Below are 16,160 nucleotides of genomic sequence, written 5' to 3'. Positions count from 1 at the left end.
GCAGACGGGGTCGCGCTCCTCAGGGAGCAGGGGGTAGCAGGCACTCCGACGTCAGCGCGCCGGAGTGAGATGGCGGAGAGCTACAGAATCGGCGCCGGCGAGTAGCCCGCGGCGTCGGGGTACTGCCCGATGATCTTCTCCGCGGCCGCGATGACGTCGGCGACCTGCTGTTCGGCGGCACCGACGAAGGCCGTCTTGTCGGCCAGCAACGCGTCGAGCTGCGCGCGGTCGAGCGGGATGCGGTCGTCGGCGGCGAGCCGGTCGAGGAGGTCGGGTTCGCGTCCCTCCTCCCGCATGGCGAGCGCGACCGCGACCGCGTTCTCCTTGATCGCCTCGTGCGCGGTCTCCCGCCCGACGCCGGCGCGCACCGCGGCCATCAGGACCTTGGTGGTCGCGAGGAACGGCAGATAACGGTCGAGCTCGTTGGCGATCACGGCCGGGTAGGCACCGAACTCGTCGAGAACGGTCAAGAAGGTCTCCATCAGTCCGTCGATCGCGAAGAACGCGTCGGGCAGGGCCACACGACGGACGACCGAGCAGAAGACGTCGCCTTCGTTCCACTGCGCGCCCGCCAGTTCGGCGGCCATCGAGCCGTATCCGCGGAGTACGACCGCGAGCCCGTTGACGCGTTCGCAGCTGCGGGTGTTCATCTTGTGCGGCATCGCCGAGCTGCCGACCTGACCGGGCTGGAAGCCCTCGGTGACCAGCTCGTGGCCCGCCATCAGCCGGATGGTGTGGGCCAGCGACGACGGCGCGGCCGCCAGCTGCACGAGTGCCGACACCACGTCGTGGTCGAGCGACCGCGGATAGATCTGGCCGACCGAGGTGAACGAGCGGGCGAACCCGAGGTGGTCGGCGACCCGGCCCTCGAGGTCGGCGAGCTTCACCGCGTCGCCACCGAGGAGGTCGAGCATGTCCTGCGAGGTGCCCATCGGCCCCTTGATCCCGCGCAGCGGGTAGCGGTCGATGAGTTCGCGCAACCGGGTGAGCGCGATCATCAGCTCGTCGGCGGCCGAGGCGAACCTCTTGCCGAGCGTGGTGGCCTGGGCGGCGACGTTGTGACTGCGTCCGGCCATCACCGTCGACGAGTAGTCGGCGGCACGCGCGACGATGCGCGCCAGCACCGCCACGCCGTGGGCATGGACGTGTTCGAGCGAACGCAGGATCTGCAGCTGCTCGACGTTCTCGGTGAGGTCGCGGCTGGTCATGCCCTTGTGGATCTGCTCGTGGCCGGCCAGGGCGTTGAACTCCTCGATCCGGGCCTTCACATCGTGGCGGGTGACCCGTTCACGTTCGGCGATGGATGCGAGATCGACCTGGTCGACGACGCGCTCGTAGTCGGCGATGGCGTCGGCCGGTACATCGATGCCGAGGTCGCGCTGCGCCTTGAGGACCGCGATCCACAGTCGCCGTTCGAGCTCGATCTTGGTGCTCGCCGACCACAGTTCGGCGAGATCGGCGGAGGCATAGCGGCTGGCCAGGACGTTGGCGATGACGGGCTTCGACACCCGGTCAGTGTAGGTCGCGGCCGTCGCGATCCTCAAAACCCGGCGAGGGCCGAGCACACACCGTCAGAACGCGATGCACGCCCCGTTGGACCCGTAACCCTGTCGCACGCGGACGAACGTCGGCGCCGACACCTTCCCGTTCTGCACGGCATACAGGTACTTGTCACCGGTCCGGTGTGGGACCCACGTGGTCGAGGCGAGCGCACCCTGAGGCAGGTCGCGGCCCACGAAACGCGGCGGCAGACCCGCCTTGACCTCGAAGAACTCGACCCAGCCCGACGAGTTGACCGCCACGGTCAGCGGATAGGTGCAGCCGGTGCCGTAGACCGCCGAGGAGAACGGGATCGACGCATCGACCCGCCCGGCCGGCGCCGCCTGCGCCGTCGGGGCGACGAACGCCGTGGCCCCCATGACCGCGGCGCCGAGCGCGGCCCCGACTCCCACCATCCATCGTCTCGCTGACACGCGATCCCCTTCCCCGTCGGTGACCTGACGCCCCATCGTGTCATCGCCGCGTCCACCGCACGGTGAGTTCGCGAGGTTCGGCCCCGGACACCCCGTCCGGTCACTCCCGCGGGGCGAGGACGTCGACGACGTCGAGCAGGGCGTCGCGCACCGCGTCGACCGGCCGCACCGCCGTCTGGGACAACGCTCCCACGATGGCTCCGTCCTCGATGCCGATCAGTTGCGCGATGTGCGCCGGATCGGCGACCCGGTGCGACTTCACCAGGACCTCGCAGTGGTGGAACGCCAGCGATTGTCCCCGGCTCGCGACGACCTCGCGCAGTAGCGGATACCGGGCCGCGAGCGCGATCATCTCGTACCGCGCGGACAGCTGCTGGAGGGTGGTGTCGGAACCGACGAAGACGTCGGCGAGGGCACCCGCCGTCGCCGTGCTGCCCCGGTGCCGGCGCGGAAGAGCGTTGCAGCGGGCGGCGACTGCGGTCTCGTCGTGCGCGCACAGATTGGCGGCGGCCTCGGCCATCAGGTCGTCGAGGGAACCGAAGTAGTAGGTGGTCGACGCCAGCGGCAATTGCGCGCGCTCGGCCACCGCGCGATGACGCACTGCATCGAAGCCTCCTTCGAGCAGCAACTCGCCGGCAGCCTCGATCAGTCGAGACCGCCGCCGCGCACCCTTCGGTGTCGCCGCCGAGGTCATCATGGGAGTCAATGCTGCCAAAGGGCCGGTACCGTCGTATCGCTTTCACCAAAGCGATACACGCCCAGGCGGATTCCCGTATAAGCCCGCTGACCTCGGCGGAATGCCCGACGGCGGTCGGCCGTCAGTCGGACGTCGGACAGAGGGGTACGACGACCACACCCGCGGTTACCGTGACCTCATGCAGTTCGACGGCCTCCATGCTGTCGCCGATTACGCGGCGCTCTACACCTGTCTGCGGCAGGTCGCGTTCGCCGACTTCCTGCGCGAACGGCTCGGTAGCTTCGAGTCGCGCTGCGACCAGGCGGAGCGGTCCGTCGTCTTCACCTCGACGGCCTCGTCCGACCCGGGCGGGCAGCGCGACTGTGTCCGTTCGCGTGCCACCCTGATCGCGGTCATCGAATCGGACGCGATCGTGTGGGGGTGGGCCCATCCCCGCGGCGAACCGGCGGGTCCAGCCGCCGCGCTGCGCGACGTCGGCGCCCGATTCGGCGTCGATGATTTCGCCGTTCCCCGGGTGTCGTTGCCGCCCAGTCTGTCTCGCGACCAGATCGCCGACTACCGGACAGAGGCGATCGACATCGTGGCCGCGGCCGCGGTCGAGAGCACCGGGATCAGTCCGTACTGGACGGCACAGCACGACGACGGGGATCTCGCGGTGTACCTCCTCGACGACGTCGCGCTGCCCGAACCGACCTTCGCCGACTTCGCCACCACGATGCCGACGGTGATGAGATCACTTGCGGTCAACGATCATCGGGTGGCGATCCACGGGATGGCCGCCCGCCGCGGCTGGCACATCAGCTGGCGCACCGGCTCCGACGGCGGCCGGTCGCCGATCTGCGACGTCACCGACGGCGAGTCGGTGGCGCACGTCGAGTTCGACCGGCGCGCGCGGCCCGTCGACTTCAGCTGTGAACTCGTCGGGCAGGCCTGAGACACTCGCCGTTCGCCCCACGCCGGCGTGCGGAACCGTGCGACGATCGGGACATGTCCCCCGACAGTCACGAGGACCCCGACATCACCCATCTCCGGCAGGCGATCGACCTCGCCGCCCGGGCCCGGACGCGCGGCGACCACCCGTTCGGCTCACTGCTGGTGGCGCCGGACGGCAGCGTGGTCGCCGAAGCGATGAATTCCGTGGACACCGCGGGTGACCCGACTGGGCATGCCGAGACGAACGTCGTCCGCGCGGTCGGGCACCTCGATCTCGACACGCGCGCCGAGCTGACGCTGTACACCAGCACCGAGCCGTGCGCCATGTGCGCCGGCGCGATCTACTGGGCCGGGGTCGGGACGGTCGTCTACGCGCTCGGCGAGGACGACCTGCGGGAGATGACCGGCGACGATCCCGCCAATCCCACGCTGGCGATGCCGTGCCGACGGATCTTCGAGGCGGGCAGTCGGCCGATCGTGGTACGCGGTCCGTTCGCGATCGACGCCGCACACGAGGTCCACGCCGGTTTCTGGCAGCACAGCTGAGAGGAGATTCCTCACAACGGTGCGCGTCGGGAGCCATTCCGTTGCGGCGGGACGGGGGTCGGCCATTACCCTGTTGACTCGATGACCCGAGTGCCACCCCTCCCGAGCAATCCCGACGAACACGCCCGTGCGTTCGTCGGGCGTCGTGCTGTCCTGGCCGCCGGCCTCGGCGCCGCCGCCCTGGGGGTCGCCGCGTGCTCGGGGTCGACCCCGCCGACGTCGGTGGAGCCGCGCAAGCTCGAGGGCCGGGCCGACGACGAACTACCGGTCGAGGCGTCACCGCCACCGGTCACCGGCGGCCCGCCGCTGATCACCGGCAGCTTCCGCTCGGCGCGCATGGCCGGGCGTGACACGCGCTGGGCCGTCGCCCGGCCCAACGGGGTGACGGGCACCCTCCCCGTCGTCGTCGTGCTGCACGCACTCAACACCAACGAGAAGTCGATCTTCGGGCCGAAGCTCGAGATGCAGTCGGTGATGCAGCAGTACGTCGACGCCGGGAACGCGCCGTTCGCGCTGGCCGCCGCCGACATCGGGCGCAACTACTATCACCGACGCACCGACGGCGCCGACGGGGGCGCGATGATCCTCGACGAGTTCCTGCCGATGCTCGCGAGCAATCCGGACCTGGACCTGTCCACCGAACGCATCGGCCTGTTCGGATGGTCGATGGGCGGGTACGGCGCGTTGCGCCTGGCGGCCATGCTGGGTTCGCCGCGGGTCGCCGCGGTCGCGGTCAGCTCCCCCGCGATGTGGGCCGACCCGCGCAACTTCCCGCCGCGCGCCTTCGACGGCCTCGCCGACTACCAGGCGAACTCGCTGTTCGGGGCCCAGCCGAAGTTCGCGAAGATCCCGCTGCTGATCAACATCGGCTCGAGCGACCAGTTCTACACCTACACGCGGCAGTGGGCCGCCGGACTCCGGCCACCGGCGGCGTTCGGGACCGCGGCGGGTGGTCACACCAATCGCTACTGGCGCAGCGTCCTGCCCGAGCAGGTCGAGTTCCTCGGGCGGAACCTGGCGGTCTGAGTCGACCGTCGTTCCCTATTTCGTTCTCGCACAACCGATTTCGGTGATCGGGAATGGGACGAGGGAGCGAGACTCAGATGCTGATCCGGCCCTCGAGGGCGTTGCAGCCGATGTCGCGGCGGAAGTGCGAACCGGGGAGCTTGATGTTCGCGATCCGCGCGTAGGCCTGCTCGCGAGCTTCGGCGAGATCGGCGCCGGTGCCCACCACCGCGAGCACCCGCCCACCCGAGGAGACGACGGCTCCGTCGGCGTTGCGCGCGGTGCCGGCGTGCAGCACCCCGTCGGTGTCGGCACCGGTGATGAGGTCGCCGGTGCGCGGCTTGCCGGGGTAGTTCTCCGCGGCGACCACGACGGTGACCGCGGCCCCGTCGCGCCACTGCAGCGGCGGTAGGTCGGCGAGGGTGCCGGTGGCGGTCGCGTGCAGCGCCTGCCCGAGCGGCGATTCGAGCAGGGCCAGCACCGCCTGGGTCTCGGGATCGCCGAAGCGACAGTTGAATTCGACGACGGCGGGCCCGTCCGACCCGATCGCCAGGCCGGCGTACAGCAGGCCGGAGAACGGGATGCCGCGTCGAGCCATCTCGGCGGCAACGGGTTTGACGACCTCGTCGACGATGCGCGTGGTCATCTCGGCGGGCAGCCAGGGCAACGGCGTGTAGGCACCCATCCCGCCGGTGTTCGGTCCGGCGTCGTCGTCGCCGACGCGCTTGTGGTCCTGGGCGGGCAGCAGGGGCACCACGGTCTCGCCGTCGACGAGGCAGAACAGCGACACCTCCGGCCCGTCGAGGAAGCTCTCCAGCAGGACGGGGTGGCCGCTCTCGAGGCACTCGGCCGCGTGATCGCGGGCGACGTCACGGTCCGCGGTGACGACGACGCCCTTGCCCGCGGCCAGACCGTCGTCCTTGACGACCCAGGTCGGGCCGAACCGGTCGAGTGCGGCGTCGAGCCGGGCGGGATTGTCGACGATCTCGGCGTGGGCGGTCGTGACCCCCGCGGCCTTCATGACGTCCTTCGCGAAGGCCTTCGACCCCTCGATCTGCGCGGCCTCGGCACTCGGACCGAAGGTCGCGATGCCGGCCGCGCGCAGGGCGTCGGCGACCCCGAGGACCAGGGGCACCTCGGGACCGATGACCACGAGGTCGGCGCCGATCTCGCGTGCCAGCGCGACGACCGCGTCGCCGGAGACGGCGTCGACGGGATGGTTCGTGGCGATCGACGAGGTGCCGGCGTTGCCCGGGGCGACGTGCAGGTCGGTGACCGCCGGATCGTTCGCCAGACCGATGAGGAGGGCATGTTCGCGGCCGCCCGAGCCGATCACGAGTACGCGCACGTCCATGACTCTAAACGCCGGTACCCGTGACCGCCCAAACGGTGTCGGCGCCGGTCAGCTCGTGGGCTGGGTGAGGTCGTACAGGGTCACGCCGTCGACGGTGACGGCGGTGAAGTTCTCCTGCACCCAGGTGCTGATCTGCGACGACGGTTGCGACGAGTTGCCGCCCATGCCGCCCCCCATACCGGGACCAGAACCGCCACCGATGAAGTAGTGGATCTTCTTCGCGGCCACGAGCTGCTGGAATTCGGCCAGGGTCGGCGACGGATCGCTGCCGTTGAATCCGCCGATCGGCATCACCGAGTGTCCGGTCTCGAGCTGGTAGCCCGACGCCGACATCGAGCCCACGGCAGCTGCGACCCACGTGTACTCGTCGGCGTCGGCGGTGAGCCTGTCCACGAGCGCCGCCGACGGCGTCGAACCACGGAGCAGTCCCCCGGCGGCTCCGTCGCCACCGCGACCGCCCCCATCCTGTTGACCCATACCGGGCATCCCCTGCCCGGGTGCTCCCAATCCCTGCGGTGGCATGCCGGGCATGCCCCGTCCGCCGGGACCACCCGGGCCACCTCGTCCACCCGGCCCACCGCCACCGGGACCGAATTCGCCCTCGACGCGCGGTCCGGCGGTGATGATGGATCCGCTCTTCTCGGTCGCGATGGTGTCGACGGTGTAGGCGACCGGCCCGGCCAGGCCCGCCATGATGGCCCCGATGAGCGCTGCGGCCGCGACGGTCCGACGCTGGGTGAAGACCATGGCCACCGCGGCGAGGAGTCCCACGACGAGGACCGCGTATCGCAGCCACGGCACGAAGTCGGGTGTGCGATCGAGCAGGACGAAGCCCCAGATCGCGGCGGCCGCGACGGAGATCCCGAGCGCGATCCGCACCCACAGCCGGTCCCGGTGCGACCAGCACACCGCCGCGCCGCCGGCGACGACCGCGGCGACCGCGGGAGCCAGTGCCGCCGTGTAGTACTGATGGAAGATCCCGGCCATGAAGCTGAAGACACCCATCGTGACCAGCAGCCACAGCGCCCAGACGACCAGATACGCACGGCGCGGGTCGGTTCGTCGGGCCCTGCCGATCAGTACGAGTGCCACGGCAGCGAGGATCAGGCCGGTCGGGATGAGCCAGGCGATCTGACCGCCCTGCGCGGGTTCGAACATCCGCAGCCAGCCGGTCTCGCCCCACGCGCCGCCCCCGCCTCCGGGGCCACCCGGTCCACCGCCCATGCCCTCCATCGCGTTTCCCCCACCACCGGGGACGACGGCGCCGGTCTCGTTGCCGTTGAGCCGGCCGAGGCCGTTGTAGCCGAGGGTCAACTCGAGGATCGAGTTGTTCTGCGAGCCACCGATGTACGGACGCGACGACGCGGGCCACAGCTCGACGGCGAGAATCCACCAGCCGGCGCTGACGATCATCGCGCCGAGCGCGGCGAACAGTTGTCCGATCCGGCGCAACCAACCACGCGGCCCGAAGGCGAGGTAGGTGACCGCCAGCGGCGGCACGATCAGCATGACCTGGAGTTGCTTGGTGAGGAAACCGAAGCCGACGAACACGCCGGTCAGAACCAGCCATCGCCACCGTCCGTCCTCGAGTCCCTTCATCATCGACCAGACCGCGGCGATCATCAGCAGGATGAGCAGCGCCTCGGGGTTGTCGAAGCGGAACATCATCGCCGCGACCGGTGTCACCGCGAGGGTCACCCCAGCGACGATGCCGGCCCAGTGGCCGAAGTACTTCCGGGTGATCACGTAGAGCAGCGCCACCGAGGCGACGCCCATCAGCGCCTCGGGCACCAGGATCGACCACGGGTTGACCCCGAAGATCCGGGCGCTGAGCCCCGGAATCCACAGGGAAGCAGGCGGTTTGTCGACCGTGATCGAGTTCGCCATGTCCGACGACCCGAAGAACCACGCCTTCCACGACTGGGAACCGGCCTGGATCGCAGCCGAGTAGAAGGAGTTGGCCCACCCGTTGATCGACAGATTCCACAGGTAGGCCACCGTGGTGCCGATCAGCAGCACCGCCAGCGAGAGACGTTCCCAGATGGCACTTTTCGCCGGTGAACGCGTTGCTTCTGAGGAGTCCGCGGGCGCCACCGAGCCCGACGGGGAGACGAGGGTGGTACTCATGCGGCAACCTCCGTGTGGTGAGCGGGCGCCTTGCGGAACACCCAGCGGAGACCGACGAACCGGGTGAGCGTCGCCACCAGGTTCGCGATCACCAGGATCATCAGTTCAATGTGTTTCGTCGCGTCGGGGGCGACGGTGTGGAGAACGAACAGCGCACCCGAGGTGACGACCCAGCCGAAGAGGAAGACGCCGAGGCCGAAGAGCTGGTGACGCAGGGCGTTGTCGCGTCCGCGGATGCCGAAGCTGAAGCGCCGGTTGGCGGCGGTGTTGAGGACCGCGGTGATCGCGAGCGCGACCACGTTGGAGACCTGGGCGCCCAAGAACGAGTGCAGCGCCAGGAACAGGACCGCGTAGGCCAGCGTCGAGGCCACGCCCACCACGCAGAAGCGGGCGAGCTGCCCGACCATGCCCGTCGGCACCCCGTCGAGCTGTGGTCCCGCGGCCCGGTCGCGGCCGATGGAGGCGCGCAGCTGGGCGATCGGCAACCGGCCCATGGCGAGTGCGAGGCCCACGCGCGCACAGCCTTTCAGATCCGCGATCGCGGTCGGCACGATGTCGACGGTGCTGTCGGGGTCGTCGACCCAGTCCACCGGCACCTCGGCGATGCGCAGACCGATCTGTTCGGCGAGGACCAGGAGCTCGGTGTCGAAGAACCAGCCGGTGTCGGCGACGAACGGCAGCAGTTCGCGGGCGATGTCGGTGCGCATGGCCTTGAATCCGCACTGCGCATCGGAGAACCGGGCGCCCATCGCAGTACGCAGCATCAGGTTGTACGAGCGGGAGATGAACTCGCGCTTGGGTCCTCGGACCACGCGTGCGGAGCGGTTGAGGCGCGTCCCGATCGCGATGTCGGAGTGCCGCGACACCAGCGGGGCGATGAGCGGCATCAGGGCGTTGAGGTCGGTCGAGAGGTCGACGTCGCAGTACGCGACGATCTCGGCGTCACTGTGCTGCCACACCGCGCTCAGCGCGCGTCCGCGGCCCTTCTGCTCGAGATGGACGACCCGAACGCCCTCGAGTTCACCGGCCAGTGCGACGGCGATCTCGAGGGTCTCGTCGGTGCTGGCATTGTCGGCGACGGTGATCCGCGACGCGTACGGCACATGCGCGCGCAGGTGGTCGGCCAGGCGTCGCACCGACGAGGCGATGTCGTCCTGTTCGTTGTAGACGGGGACCACGATGTCGAGTACTGGATTCGGCGTAGAGGTGTCGGCGACGGTGTACATCTGCGCCGGGGCGCCCGGCGGTGCTTCTGGGATCATGCGGACAACTCTCGATTCCCAGCCTCGCGTCACCCTGCATGTGAACTGCCAGGTTCCTGTGAACGCTTCGCCGGGTACACGCCGCGGTGTGGACGGACCGCGTCGGCGTGTCCGAGGGCGCCACTACATTGGGGCGCATGGCCGCAACCCTCGCCCCGGACCAGCTGACCGCCGCCAACCGTGTCATCACCAGCCTGGCCGGTGAGGGCGCCGCGCTGCGCGACGACCAGCTCCGGGCCGTGACCGCACTGGCCGGCCGGCCCGCCGATCCCACCGAGCGCGGCGCCCGCGTGCTGGTCGTCCAGGCGACCGGGTGGGGCAAGTCGGCGGTCTACTGGTCGGCGACCGCGATCATCCGGGCGGGTGGCGGGGGGCCGACGCTCATCGTGTCACCGCTGCTGTCGCTCATGCGCGACCAGGTCGCCGCCGCCGCTCGCGGTGGGTTGTCGGCGGCGACGCTCAACTCGTCCAATGTCGACGAGTGGTCCATGATCGAGGCACAGCTGCGCGCCGGCGACCTCGACGTGCTGCTCGTGTCACCGGAACGGCTCGCCAATCCGGGCTTCGGTCGCCGGGTTCTCGACGCCTTGGCCGGCAACCTCGGCCTGCTCGTCATCGACGAAGCACATGCGGTGTCCGACTGGGGTCACGACTTCCGCCCGGACTACCGCCGCGTCGCCGACGTGCTGCGTACCGTCAACCCGACGACGCCCGTGCTGGCCACCACCGCGACCGCCAACGCCCGTGTCACCGAGGACGTGGCGGCTCAGCTTGACGCCGGGGCCGGTGGTGAGCCCACGCTCGTCCTCCGCGGGCCGCTGGCACGAAAGTCGCTGCACCTCAACGTCCTCGACGGCCTGTCCCCGGTCCAGCGGTACGGGTGGGTCGCGCAGTCGCTGCCTTCGCTGCCGGGGTCGGGCATCGTCTACGTGCTGACCGTCGCCGACGCCGACCGCCTGGTCGAGGCGATCCGGGCCGTCCATGGCGACGCCGTCGCGGTGGCGGCCTACACCGGCCAGCTCGACGCCGACCGCCGCCATGAGCTCGAGGACGCGTTGCTGCGCAACGAGGTCAAGGCGCTGGTCGCGACGTCGGCGCTCGGAATGGGTTACGACAAGCCAGATCTCGGCTTCGTGGTGCATGTCGGGTCACCGCCGTCGCCGGTCTCCTACTATCAGCAGGTCGGCCGTGCCGGACGCGCCCTCGACGACGCCGTCGTGATGCTGCTGGCGTCGCAGACCGACGACCGGATCTGGGACCATTTCGCGACCGCGACCATCCCCGATCCCGACAAGATGCGTGACCTGCTCGCCGCCCTGGAATCCGCGGCGGAGCCGCAGTCGGTGGTGCAGCTCGAGGCCGCCACCCGCTTCCGGCGCACGCGTATCGAGTTGATGCTGAAGCAACTGGCGGTCGACGGCGTCACCGACCGGACCGCCGACGGGTGGGTCGTCACCGGCAAGCCCTGGACCTACGACGCCGAGCACTACGACGGCATCCTCGCCGTGCGCCGTCGGGAGGCCGACATCATGCGCGCCTACATCGCGGGCCGCACGTGCCTCATGCGGTTGCTGACCGAATCCCTCGACGACCCGCAGGCCGCGGACTGCGGACGCTGCTCGGTCTGCCGGGGCGCCCTCAGCGAAGGACTCCCCGATTCGGTCGACGCCGAGATCGTCCGCACCGTGACCTCGACGCTGCGTCGCAAGGCCCAGACCCTGGACCCCCGCAAGATGTGGCCGGGCGGCGAATTCGGGCGTCGCGGAAGAATTTCCGCCGATCTCCTGGCCGAGCCGGGTCGTGTCCTGGCCCATGCCGACGCCCCGGAGTGGGTCGAGGTGCTGGCCGCGGCCCGCAACGGCGACGAGCGCGCGCTCGCCGAGTTGGGCGACGCCGCGGTTGCGACGCTGGCCGCGTGGGTGCGCGACACCGGTATCCGGGCTGACGTCATCGTGTCGCTCCGTCTGACCGGCACCGTCCTGGCCGAGACCCTGGCCGACCACCTGCGGAAGGTCGGGAAACGCGAGGGCGGCAGTTTTCCCGTGCGCATGGGCGATCCGCCCACCGACGCGACCGGCGCGGTCGAAGCCGCGTACTGGCGCGACCACCTCGGCGACCCGCCCGACGTCGCGGGCCGCGCCGTGCTGCTCGTGGTCGACGCCAACGGCTCGGGCTGGCCGATCACCCTGGCCGCCGCCGCCCTCCGCGAGGCCGGCGCCACCGCGGTGCTACCGCTGCTGATCCACCGGACGGTGTGAGCCCTACGCAAACCCACCCCTTTTCGGCATACCCAGCACCCTGACGAGGGGTGGGTTCGCCGAAAAGTGGTGGGTTTGCCGACGGTGGGGTCAGTCGGCGACGTACTCGCCGTACCCGAGCGAGCGAAGGCTCGCGCGGATCTTCTCGGCCGCGGCGTCGAGGTCCTCGGGACGGGCGTTCTTGTTCGCGTTCGCGAGGTCGAAGGTCTGCATCGAGAGCGCCGGGAACACGTGGACGTGCACGTGCGGGACTTCGAGGCCGGCGATGAGCAGGCCCATCCGCGGCGCGTCGAAGGCGTCCTTCACCGCGCGACCCACGTTCTGCGCGACGGCGCTGAGGTGCGCGAACGCGGCGGTGTCCATCTGCTCCCAGTGGTCGACCTCGGCGCGGGGAACCACCAGGACGTGACCGGGCGTGACCGGTTCGATCGTGAGGAACGCGACCGCCTCGCCGTCCTTCCAGACGAATCGACCGGGGAGATCGCCATTGATGATCATGCTGAAGACCGATGCCATGGGCCGAGTCTAGGTGTTGCGGGCGTCGCCACGGTGACGCCGCCGGCGACGGCGAGTGTTGTCCCCGGATGTCAGGGGTCCATGACATTCTTTTCGGTGTGAGTGGGCCAGAATCATCCCGGGCAGGACGCACGTCCCGAGCCGTCGTCGGATCCAGCGACATCCTGGCCCGCGCCCAACGGTTCCCCCGCCTCCGGTACATGGGCTCCAAATACCGGCTGCTGCCCCACCTCGAACGCACCTTCGCGGAGATCGGCGGGTCCACCGCGGTCGACGCGTTCTCCGGTTCCGGGGTCGTGTCGTATCTCCTGAAGGCGCAGGGCTTCGAGGTCGTCAGCAACGACTTCCTCAACTTCCCGCACATCATCACCAGGGCGTCGGTGGCCAATTCGAGTGTCCGGCTCGAGCCGGACCTGATCGACGCCATCTGCGGTCCCCCCGCCGACGATCGCGATTACATCTCACGGACGTTCGACGGCCTGTACTTCACCACCGAGGACCGGGCCTTCCTGGACTCGGCGTGGTCGCACGTCGACGCCTTGCGCGGGTACCGGCGCGACCTTGCGATCGCCGCCCTCGTTCTCTCGGCCGCGCGCAAACAACCCCGTGGTGTGTTCACCTTCACCGACTCGACGCGTTACGCCGACGGTCGTCGCGACCTGACGATGTCGCTGCGCGACCACTTCCGCCTGCGGGCGGCCGCGGACTACAACGCGACCGTGTTCAGCAACGGACGCAACAGCCGGAGCGTGCAGGGCGACATCTTCGACCTCGAATTACCCTGGGCGGCACCAGACCTCGTGTACCTCGATCCTCCGTACGCCCCGCCGACCGACGACAACGACTACATCAAGCGCTACCACTTCCTCGAAGGCCTGTCGGCCTACTGGCGCGGGATGAGCATCATGGAGAACACCAAGACCAAGAAGCTGCCGAAACGCTTCACGCCGTTCGCCTACAAGCGGACGATCGAGGACGCGCTGCTGCGTACGTTCGAGCATTTCGAGGACGCCGGCGCCATCGTGCTGTCGTACTCGTCGAATGCGTTGCCGGGCAAAGATCGCATCGTCGACCTGCTCGGGAAGGTCAAGCCGTCGGTGGAGGTCATCGCGATCGACCACAAGTACAGCTTCGGCACCCACGCGGCCGCGACCCGCCGCGACGTGAGCGAGTACCTGTTCATCGGCCGGGACTGAGCGGACGACTCTCCACGATGAGCACCGCGGGCGACTTCGACGACTATCTGCAATCGTTGGGCCGGTTGACCTCTCACGTCGACCCGACCGCGTCGACGCCGGAGGCCGAGCGGATCACCCAGGCCACGGCGCGTCTCGGTGAACTGCTCGACACCGACATCGCGGGACTGGCGGCGTGGGTGCGCGACAACCCCACCGATGTCCCCGTACTGGGGCTCGCGGTCGGGCTGTCCCAGGAGAAGCTGAAGAACGCGCTGCGCGACCGGTTCGACACCAGCGGCTGGCACGCGCTGGCCCGGACACAACCGGTCGAGCTGGTGACCTGGCTCGACACCGAATTCGACCTGGTCCGCATGCTGCGCACCCAGCTGTCCCGCACGTTCACCTTCGCCGACATCCTCGTGGCCCGCGCCGGCACCCGCGCCACCGCCACTCGCGCGGGCGCGTCGGGCCGGCGTATCGAGGACGAGATCGAGGACATCGCCCGCGACATCGGCCTCGACTACGTCACCCGCTCGCGGTTCGCGGGACGCAACGGCCGGACCGCGCCCGCCGACCTCATCGTCGGCGACCCGTCGTCGGCCGACATCGTGGTGGCGGCCAAGGGTTTCGACTCGACCGGTTCCAAACTCACCGACGCGGTCCGTGAGATCGAGGAGATGGCCGAGGTGCGGTTGCCCACCCAGCTGGTACTCGCGGTGATCGACGGGATCGGCTGGAAGTCACGGCAATCCGACCTGCGCCGCATCCATCAGCTGTGGGCCAACCGGCAGATCGACGGCATGTACACCCTCGTCGGACTCGATCGGTTCCGGGACGACGTCACCGAGTTCGCGAAGTTGCGCCGGTTGATCTAATCGGCCTCCGCGAGCGGTAGGCGCACCCAGAACGTGGCTCCCACACCGGGGCTCGTGTCCACGCCGACGCGGCCGCCGTGCGCGGCGACCAGTGCCGCGACGATCGAGAGGCCGAGGCCGCTACCGCCGCCGGAGCCGCGATGTCGGGACGAGTCCCCGCGGTAGAAGCGTTCGAAGACGCGCTCGGCGTCCTCCGGCGAGAGCCCCGGCCCGGTGTCGGCGACGGTCAGCACCGCCTCCCCGGGGCTCGCGGCGTCGTCGACGCTCACCCCGACCGTGATCGAGGCGTCCGCCGGGGTGTGGTTCACGGCGTTGCCGATGAGGTTGCGCAGCACCTGGACCAGGCGGGGCCCGTCGCCGAGCACGACCGGCGGCCGATCGCCCGGGACGACGTCGAGCCGGATCTCGCGCTCGGGGGCGGCGACACGGGCGCTCTGCACGGCATCGGCGGCCAGGCCGAGGAGGTCGACGGGTGCCGAGTCCAGCGGCCGCTGCGCGTCGAGTCGCGCGAGCATCAGCAGATCCTCCACCAGCAGGTTCATCCGGCCGGCCTCGTCGTCGATGCGCCGCATCGCGTCGGTCACGTCGGGGACGCCGCCCTGTGAATAGAGTTCGGCGAATCCCTTGATGGACGTGAGCGGGGTCCGTAGTTCGTGGCTGGCGTCGGCGACGAAACGGCGCATCCGCTCCTCGGAGGCGCGGGCCTGCTGTTCGGACGCGGCCGTCGAGGCGAACGCATGCTGGATCTGGCCGAGCATCCGGTTCAGCGAGTCCGACAGACTGCCGACCTCGGTGTTCGGCGGCGCCGGCGGCACCCGCCGCGTCAGATTGCCCTCCGCGATCTCGTGCGCGGTCTCCTCGACCCGGCGGAGCGGGCGCAGACTCGTGCGCACCAGGACGTAGCTCAGCACCCCGATGAGCAGGACGACCAGCGCGCCGATCGCGAGCTGCAGCCAGACTAGCCTGCTGACCGTGTCGTCGATGTCGGACATCGGGGTGGCCACGATGGATCTGCCGAAGCTGTTGCTGTGCTTGATGACCCGCCACTGTGGCCCGTCCCCGTCGACCGACGGGACGGTGACGGGTCCGGCGTTGTCACCGGTCAGTCCACTCAGGTCGGGTGCGTCGTCGAACTGGTTGTAGACGTTGTCGGCCGACATCCCGCCGGGCCCGTAGACGACGGACTCGACGTAGTAGGGCGACGGCGGCCGGCGGGGCCCGGGTGGGCCGGGGCCGTCGCCGAGGAGACCACGGGGTTCGGCCCACGTGCGTACCGCGTTCTCCAGCCCCTCGTCGGCGCGGGAGATGAGGTCCTGCCGCATCGACGAGGTCACCGCGACACCGGAGGCGAGGAGTCCGATGGCGACGAGCAGCACCGTCAGCGCCACCATCGAGATCCGCAGGGGGACACCGCGCTTCCGCGTGCCGCGGCCGGT

General features: G+C 69.9%; 14 protein-coding genes. 6 read left to right on the top strand and 8 right to left on the bottom strand.

The features are described from left to right. Window positions 1-80: 80 nt before the first annotated feature. The 3 genes from purB to M4D77_RS15765 form a co-directional block, all read right to left on the bottom strand. Window positions 81-1,508 carry an adenylosuccinate lyase gene (gene purB, locus M4D77_RS15775; RefSeq protein WP_058251227.1) on the bottom strand — a complete coding sequence of 476 codons (1,428 nt, stop codon included), beginning with the start codon at window positions 1,506-1,508 and terminating at the stop codon, window positions 81-83. A gap of 63 nt (window positions 1,509-1,571) precedes the next feature. Then, the gene (locus M4D77_RS15770; protein ID WP_065631490.1) at window positions 1,572-1,973 is read right to left on the bottom strand and encodes a hypothetical protein; all 402 of its coding nucleotides are present in this window, start codon (window positions 1,971-1,973) and stop codon (window positions 1,572-1,574) included. A 100-nt stretch (window positions 1,974-2,073) separates the two neighbouring features. After that, window positions 2,074-2,667 carry a TetR/AcrR family transcriptional regulator gene (locus M4D77_RS15765; RefSeq protein ID WP_171011670.1) on the bottom strand — a complete coding sequence of 198 codons (594 nt, stop codon included), beginning with the start codon at window positions 2,665-2,667 and terminating at the stop codon, window positions 2,074-2,076. Window positions 2,668-2,848: 181 nt separating this feature from the next. Here M4D77_RS15765 and M4D77_RS15760 point away from each other — a divergent pair, with 181 nt between their 5' ends. The 3 genes from M4D77_RS15760 to M4D77_RS15750 all read left to right on the top strand — a co-directional run bounded on the left by M4D77_RS15760 (window position 2,849) and on the right by M4D77_RS15750 (window position 5,175). Further along, window positions 2,849-3,604 carry a DUF6882 domain-containing protein gene (locus M4D77_RS15760; RefSeq protein ID WP_259936648.1) on the top strand — a complete coding sequence of 252 codons (756 nt, stop codon included), beginning with the start codon at window positions 2,849-2,851 and terminating at the stop codon, window positions 3,602-3,604. A 53-nt stretch (window positions 3,605-3,657) separates the two neighbouring features. Next, a complete protein-coding gene (locus tag M4D77_RS15755; protein ID WP_137810465.1) occupies window positions 3,658-4,149 on the top strand; it encodes a nucleoside deaminase in 492 nt (163 codons plus the stop codon). A gap of 81 nt (window positions 4,150-4,230) precedes the next feature. After that, the gene (locus M4D77_RS15750) at window positions 4,231-5,175 is read left to right on the top strand and encodes an alpha/beta hydrolase family protein (RefSeq protein WP_058251229.1); all 945 of its coding nucleotides are present in this window, start codon (window positions 4,231-4,233) and stop codon (window positions 5,173-5,175) included. A 73-nt stretch (window positions 5,176-5,248) separates the two neighbouring features. On the opposite strand, the gene purD is transcribed toward M4D77_RS15750, so the two are convergent. The 3 genes from purD to M4D77_RS15735 are packed head-to-tail and all read right to left on the bottom strand — an operon-like array spanning window position 5,249 to window position 9,897. Continuing rightward, entirely contained in the window at window positions 5,249-6,502 is a 1,254-nt protein-coding gene (purD, locus tag M4D77_RS15745) for a phosphoribosylamine--glycine ligase (RefSeq protein ID WP_259936647.1), read from the bottom strand. 54 nt (window positions 6,503-6,556) lie between these two features. After that, window positions 6,557-8,635 carry a glycosyltransferase family 39 protein gene (locus tag M4D77_RS15740; RefSeq protein ID WP_205333412.1) on the bottom strand — a complete coding sequence of 693 codons (2,079 nt, stop codon included), beginning with the start codon at window positions 8,633-8,635 and terminating at the stop codon, window positions 6,557-6,559. Beyond that, complete coding sequence (locus tag M4D77_RS15735) at window positions 8,632-9,897, bottom strand: bifunctional glycosyltransferase family 2/GtrA family protein (RefSeq protein WP_159370074.1); 1,266 nt, start codon at window positions 9,895-9,897, stop codon at window positions 8,632-8,634. The genes M4D77_RS15740 and M4D77_RS15735 overlap by 4 nt, the downstream gene beginning before the upstream one ends. 137 nt (window positions 9,898-10,034) lie before the next feature. Between M4D77_RS15735 and M4D77_RS15730 the strand changes: the two genes are divergently transcribed. Beyond that, window positions 10,035-12,155 carry a RecQ family ATP-dependent DNA helicase gene (locus M4D77_RS15730; protein ID WP_226512496.1) on the top strand — a complete coding sequence of 707 codons (2,121 nt, stop codon included), beginning with the start codon at window positions 10,035-10,037 and terminating at the stop codon, window positions 12,153-12,155. A 90-nt stretch (window positions 12,156-12,245) separates the two neighbouring features. On the opposite strand, the gene M4D77_RS15725 is transcribed toward M4D77_RS15730, so the two are convergent. Continuing rightward, window positions 12,246-12,671, bottom strand: a complete 426-nt coding sequence (locus tag M4D77_RS15725) for an HIT family protein (protein WP_004020640.1) — start codon at window positions 12,669-12,671, stop codon at window positions 12,246-12,248. A 200-nt stretch (window positions 12,672-12,871) separates the two neighbouring features. On the opposite strand from M4D77_RS15725, the gene M4D77_RS15720 reads away from it, so the two are divergent. Together M4D77_RS15720 and M4D77_RS15715 are read left to right on the top strand one after the other, a co-directional pair. Beyond that, the gene (locus M4D77_RS15720; protein ID WP_247452050.1) at window positions 12,872-13,867 is read left to right on the top strand and encodes a DNA adenine methylase; all 996 of its coding nucleotides are present in this window, start codon (window positions 12,872-12,874) and stop codon (window positions 13,865-13,867) included. A 17-nt stretch (window positions 13,868-13,884) separates the two neighbouring features. Continuing rightward, window positions 13,885-14,724, top strand: coding sequence for a hypothetical protein (locus M4D77_RS15715; protein ID WP_259936646.1), 840 nt, complete (start codon window positions 13,885-13,887; stop codon window positions 14,722-14,724). Here the strand turns inward: M4D77_RS15715 and M4D77_RS15710 are convergent. Next, a complete protein-coding gene (locus M4D77_RS15710; protein ID WP_247452049.1) occupies window positions 14,721-16,115 on the bottom strand; it encodes a cell wall metabolism sensor histidine kinase WalK in 1,395 nt (464 codons plus the stop codon). The two genes, M4D77_RS15715 and M4D77_RS15710, sit on opposite strands and share 4 nt — an antisense overlap. Window positions 16,116-16,160: the final 45 nt, after the last annotated feature.

Origin of the sequence: Gordonia sp. p3-SID1431, from assembly GCF_025143765.1 — a bacterium.
GTDB classification, from domain to species: Bacteria; Actinomycetota; Actinomycetes; order Mycobacteriales; family Mycobacteriaceae; genus Gordonia; species Gordonia hongkongensis.
The sequence above is the reverse complement of the archived record's forward strand: the minus strand, read 5'-3'. Positions and strand labels throughout refer to the sequence as shown.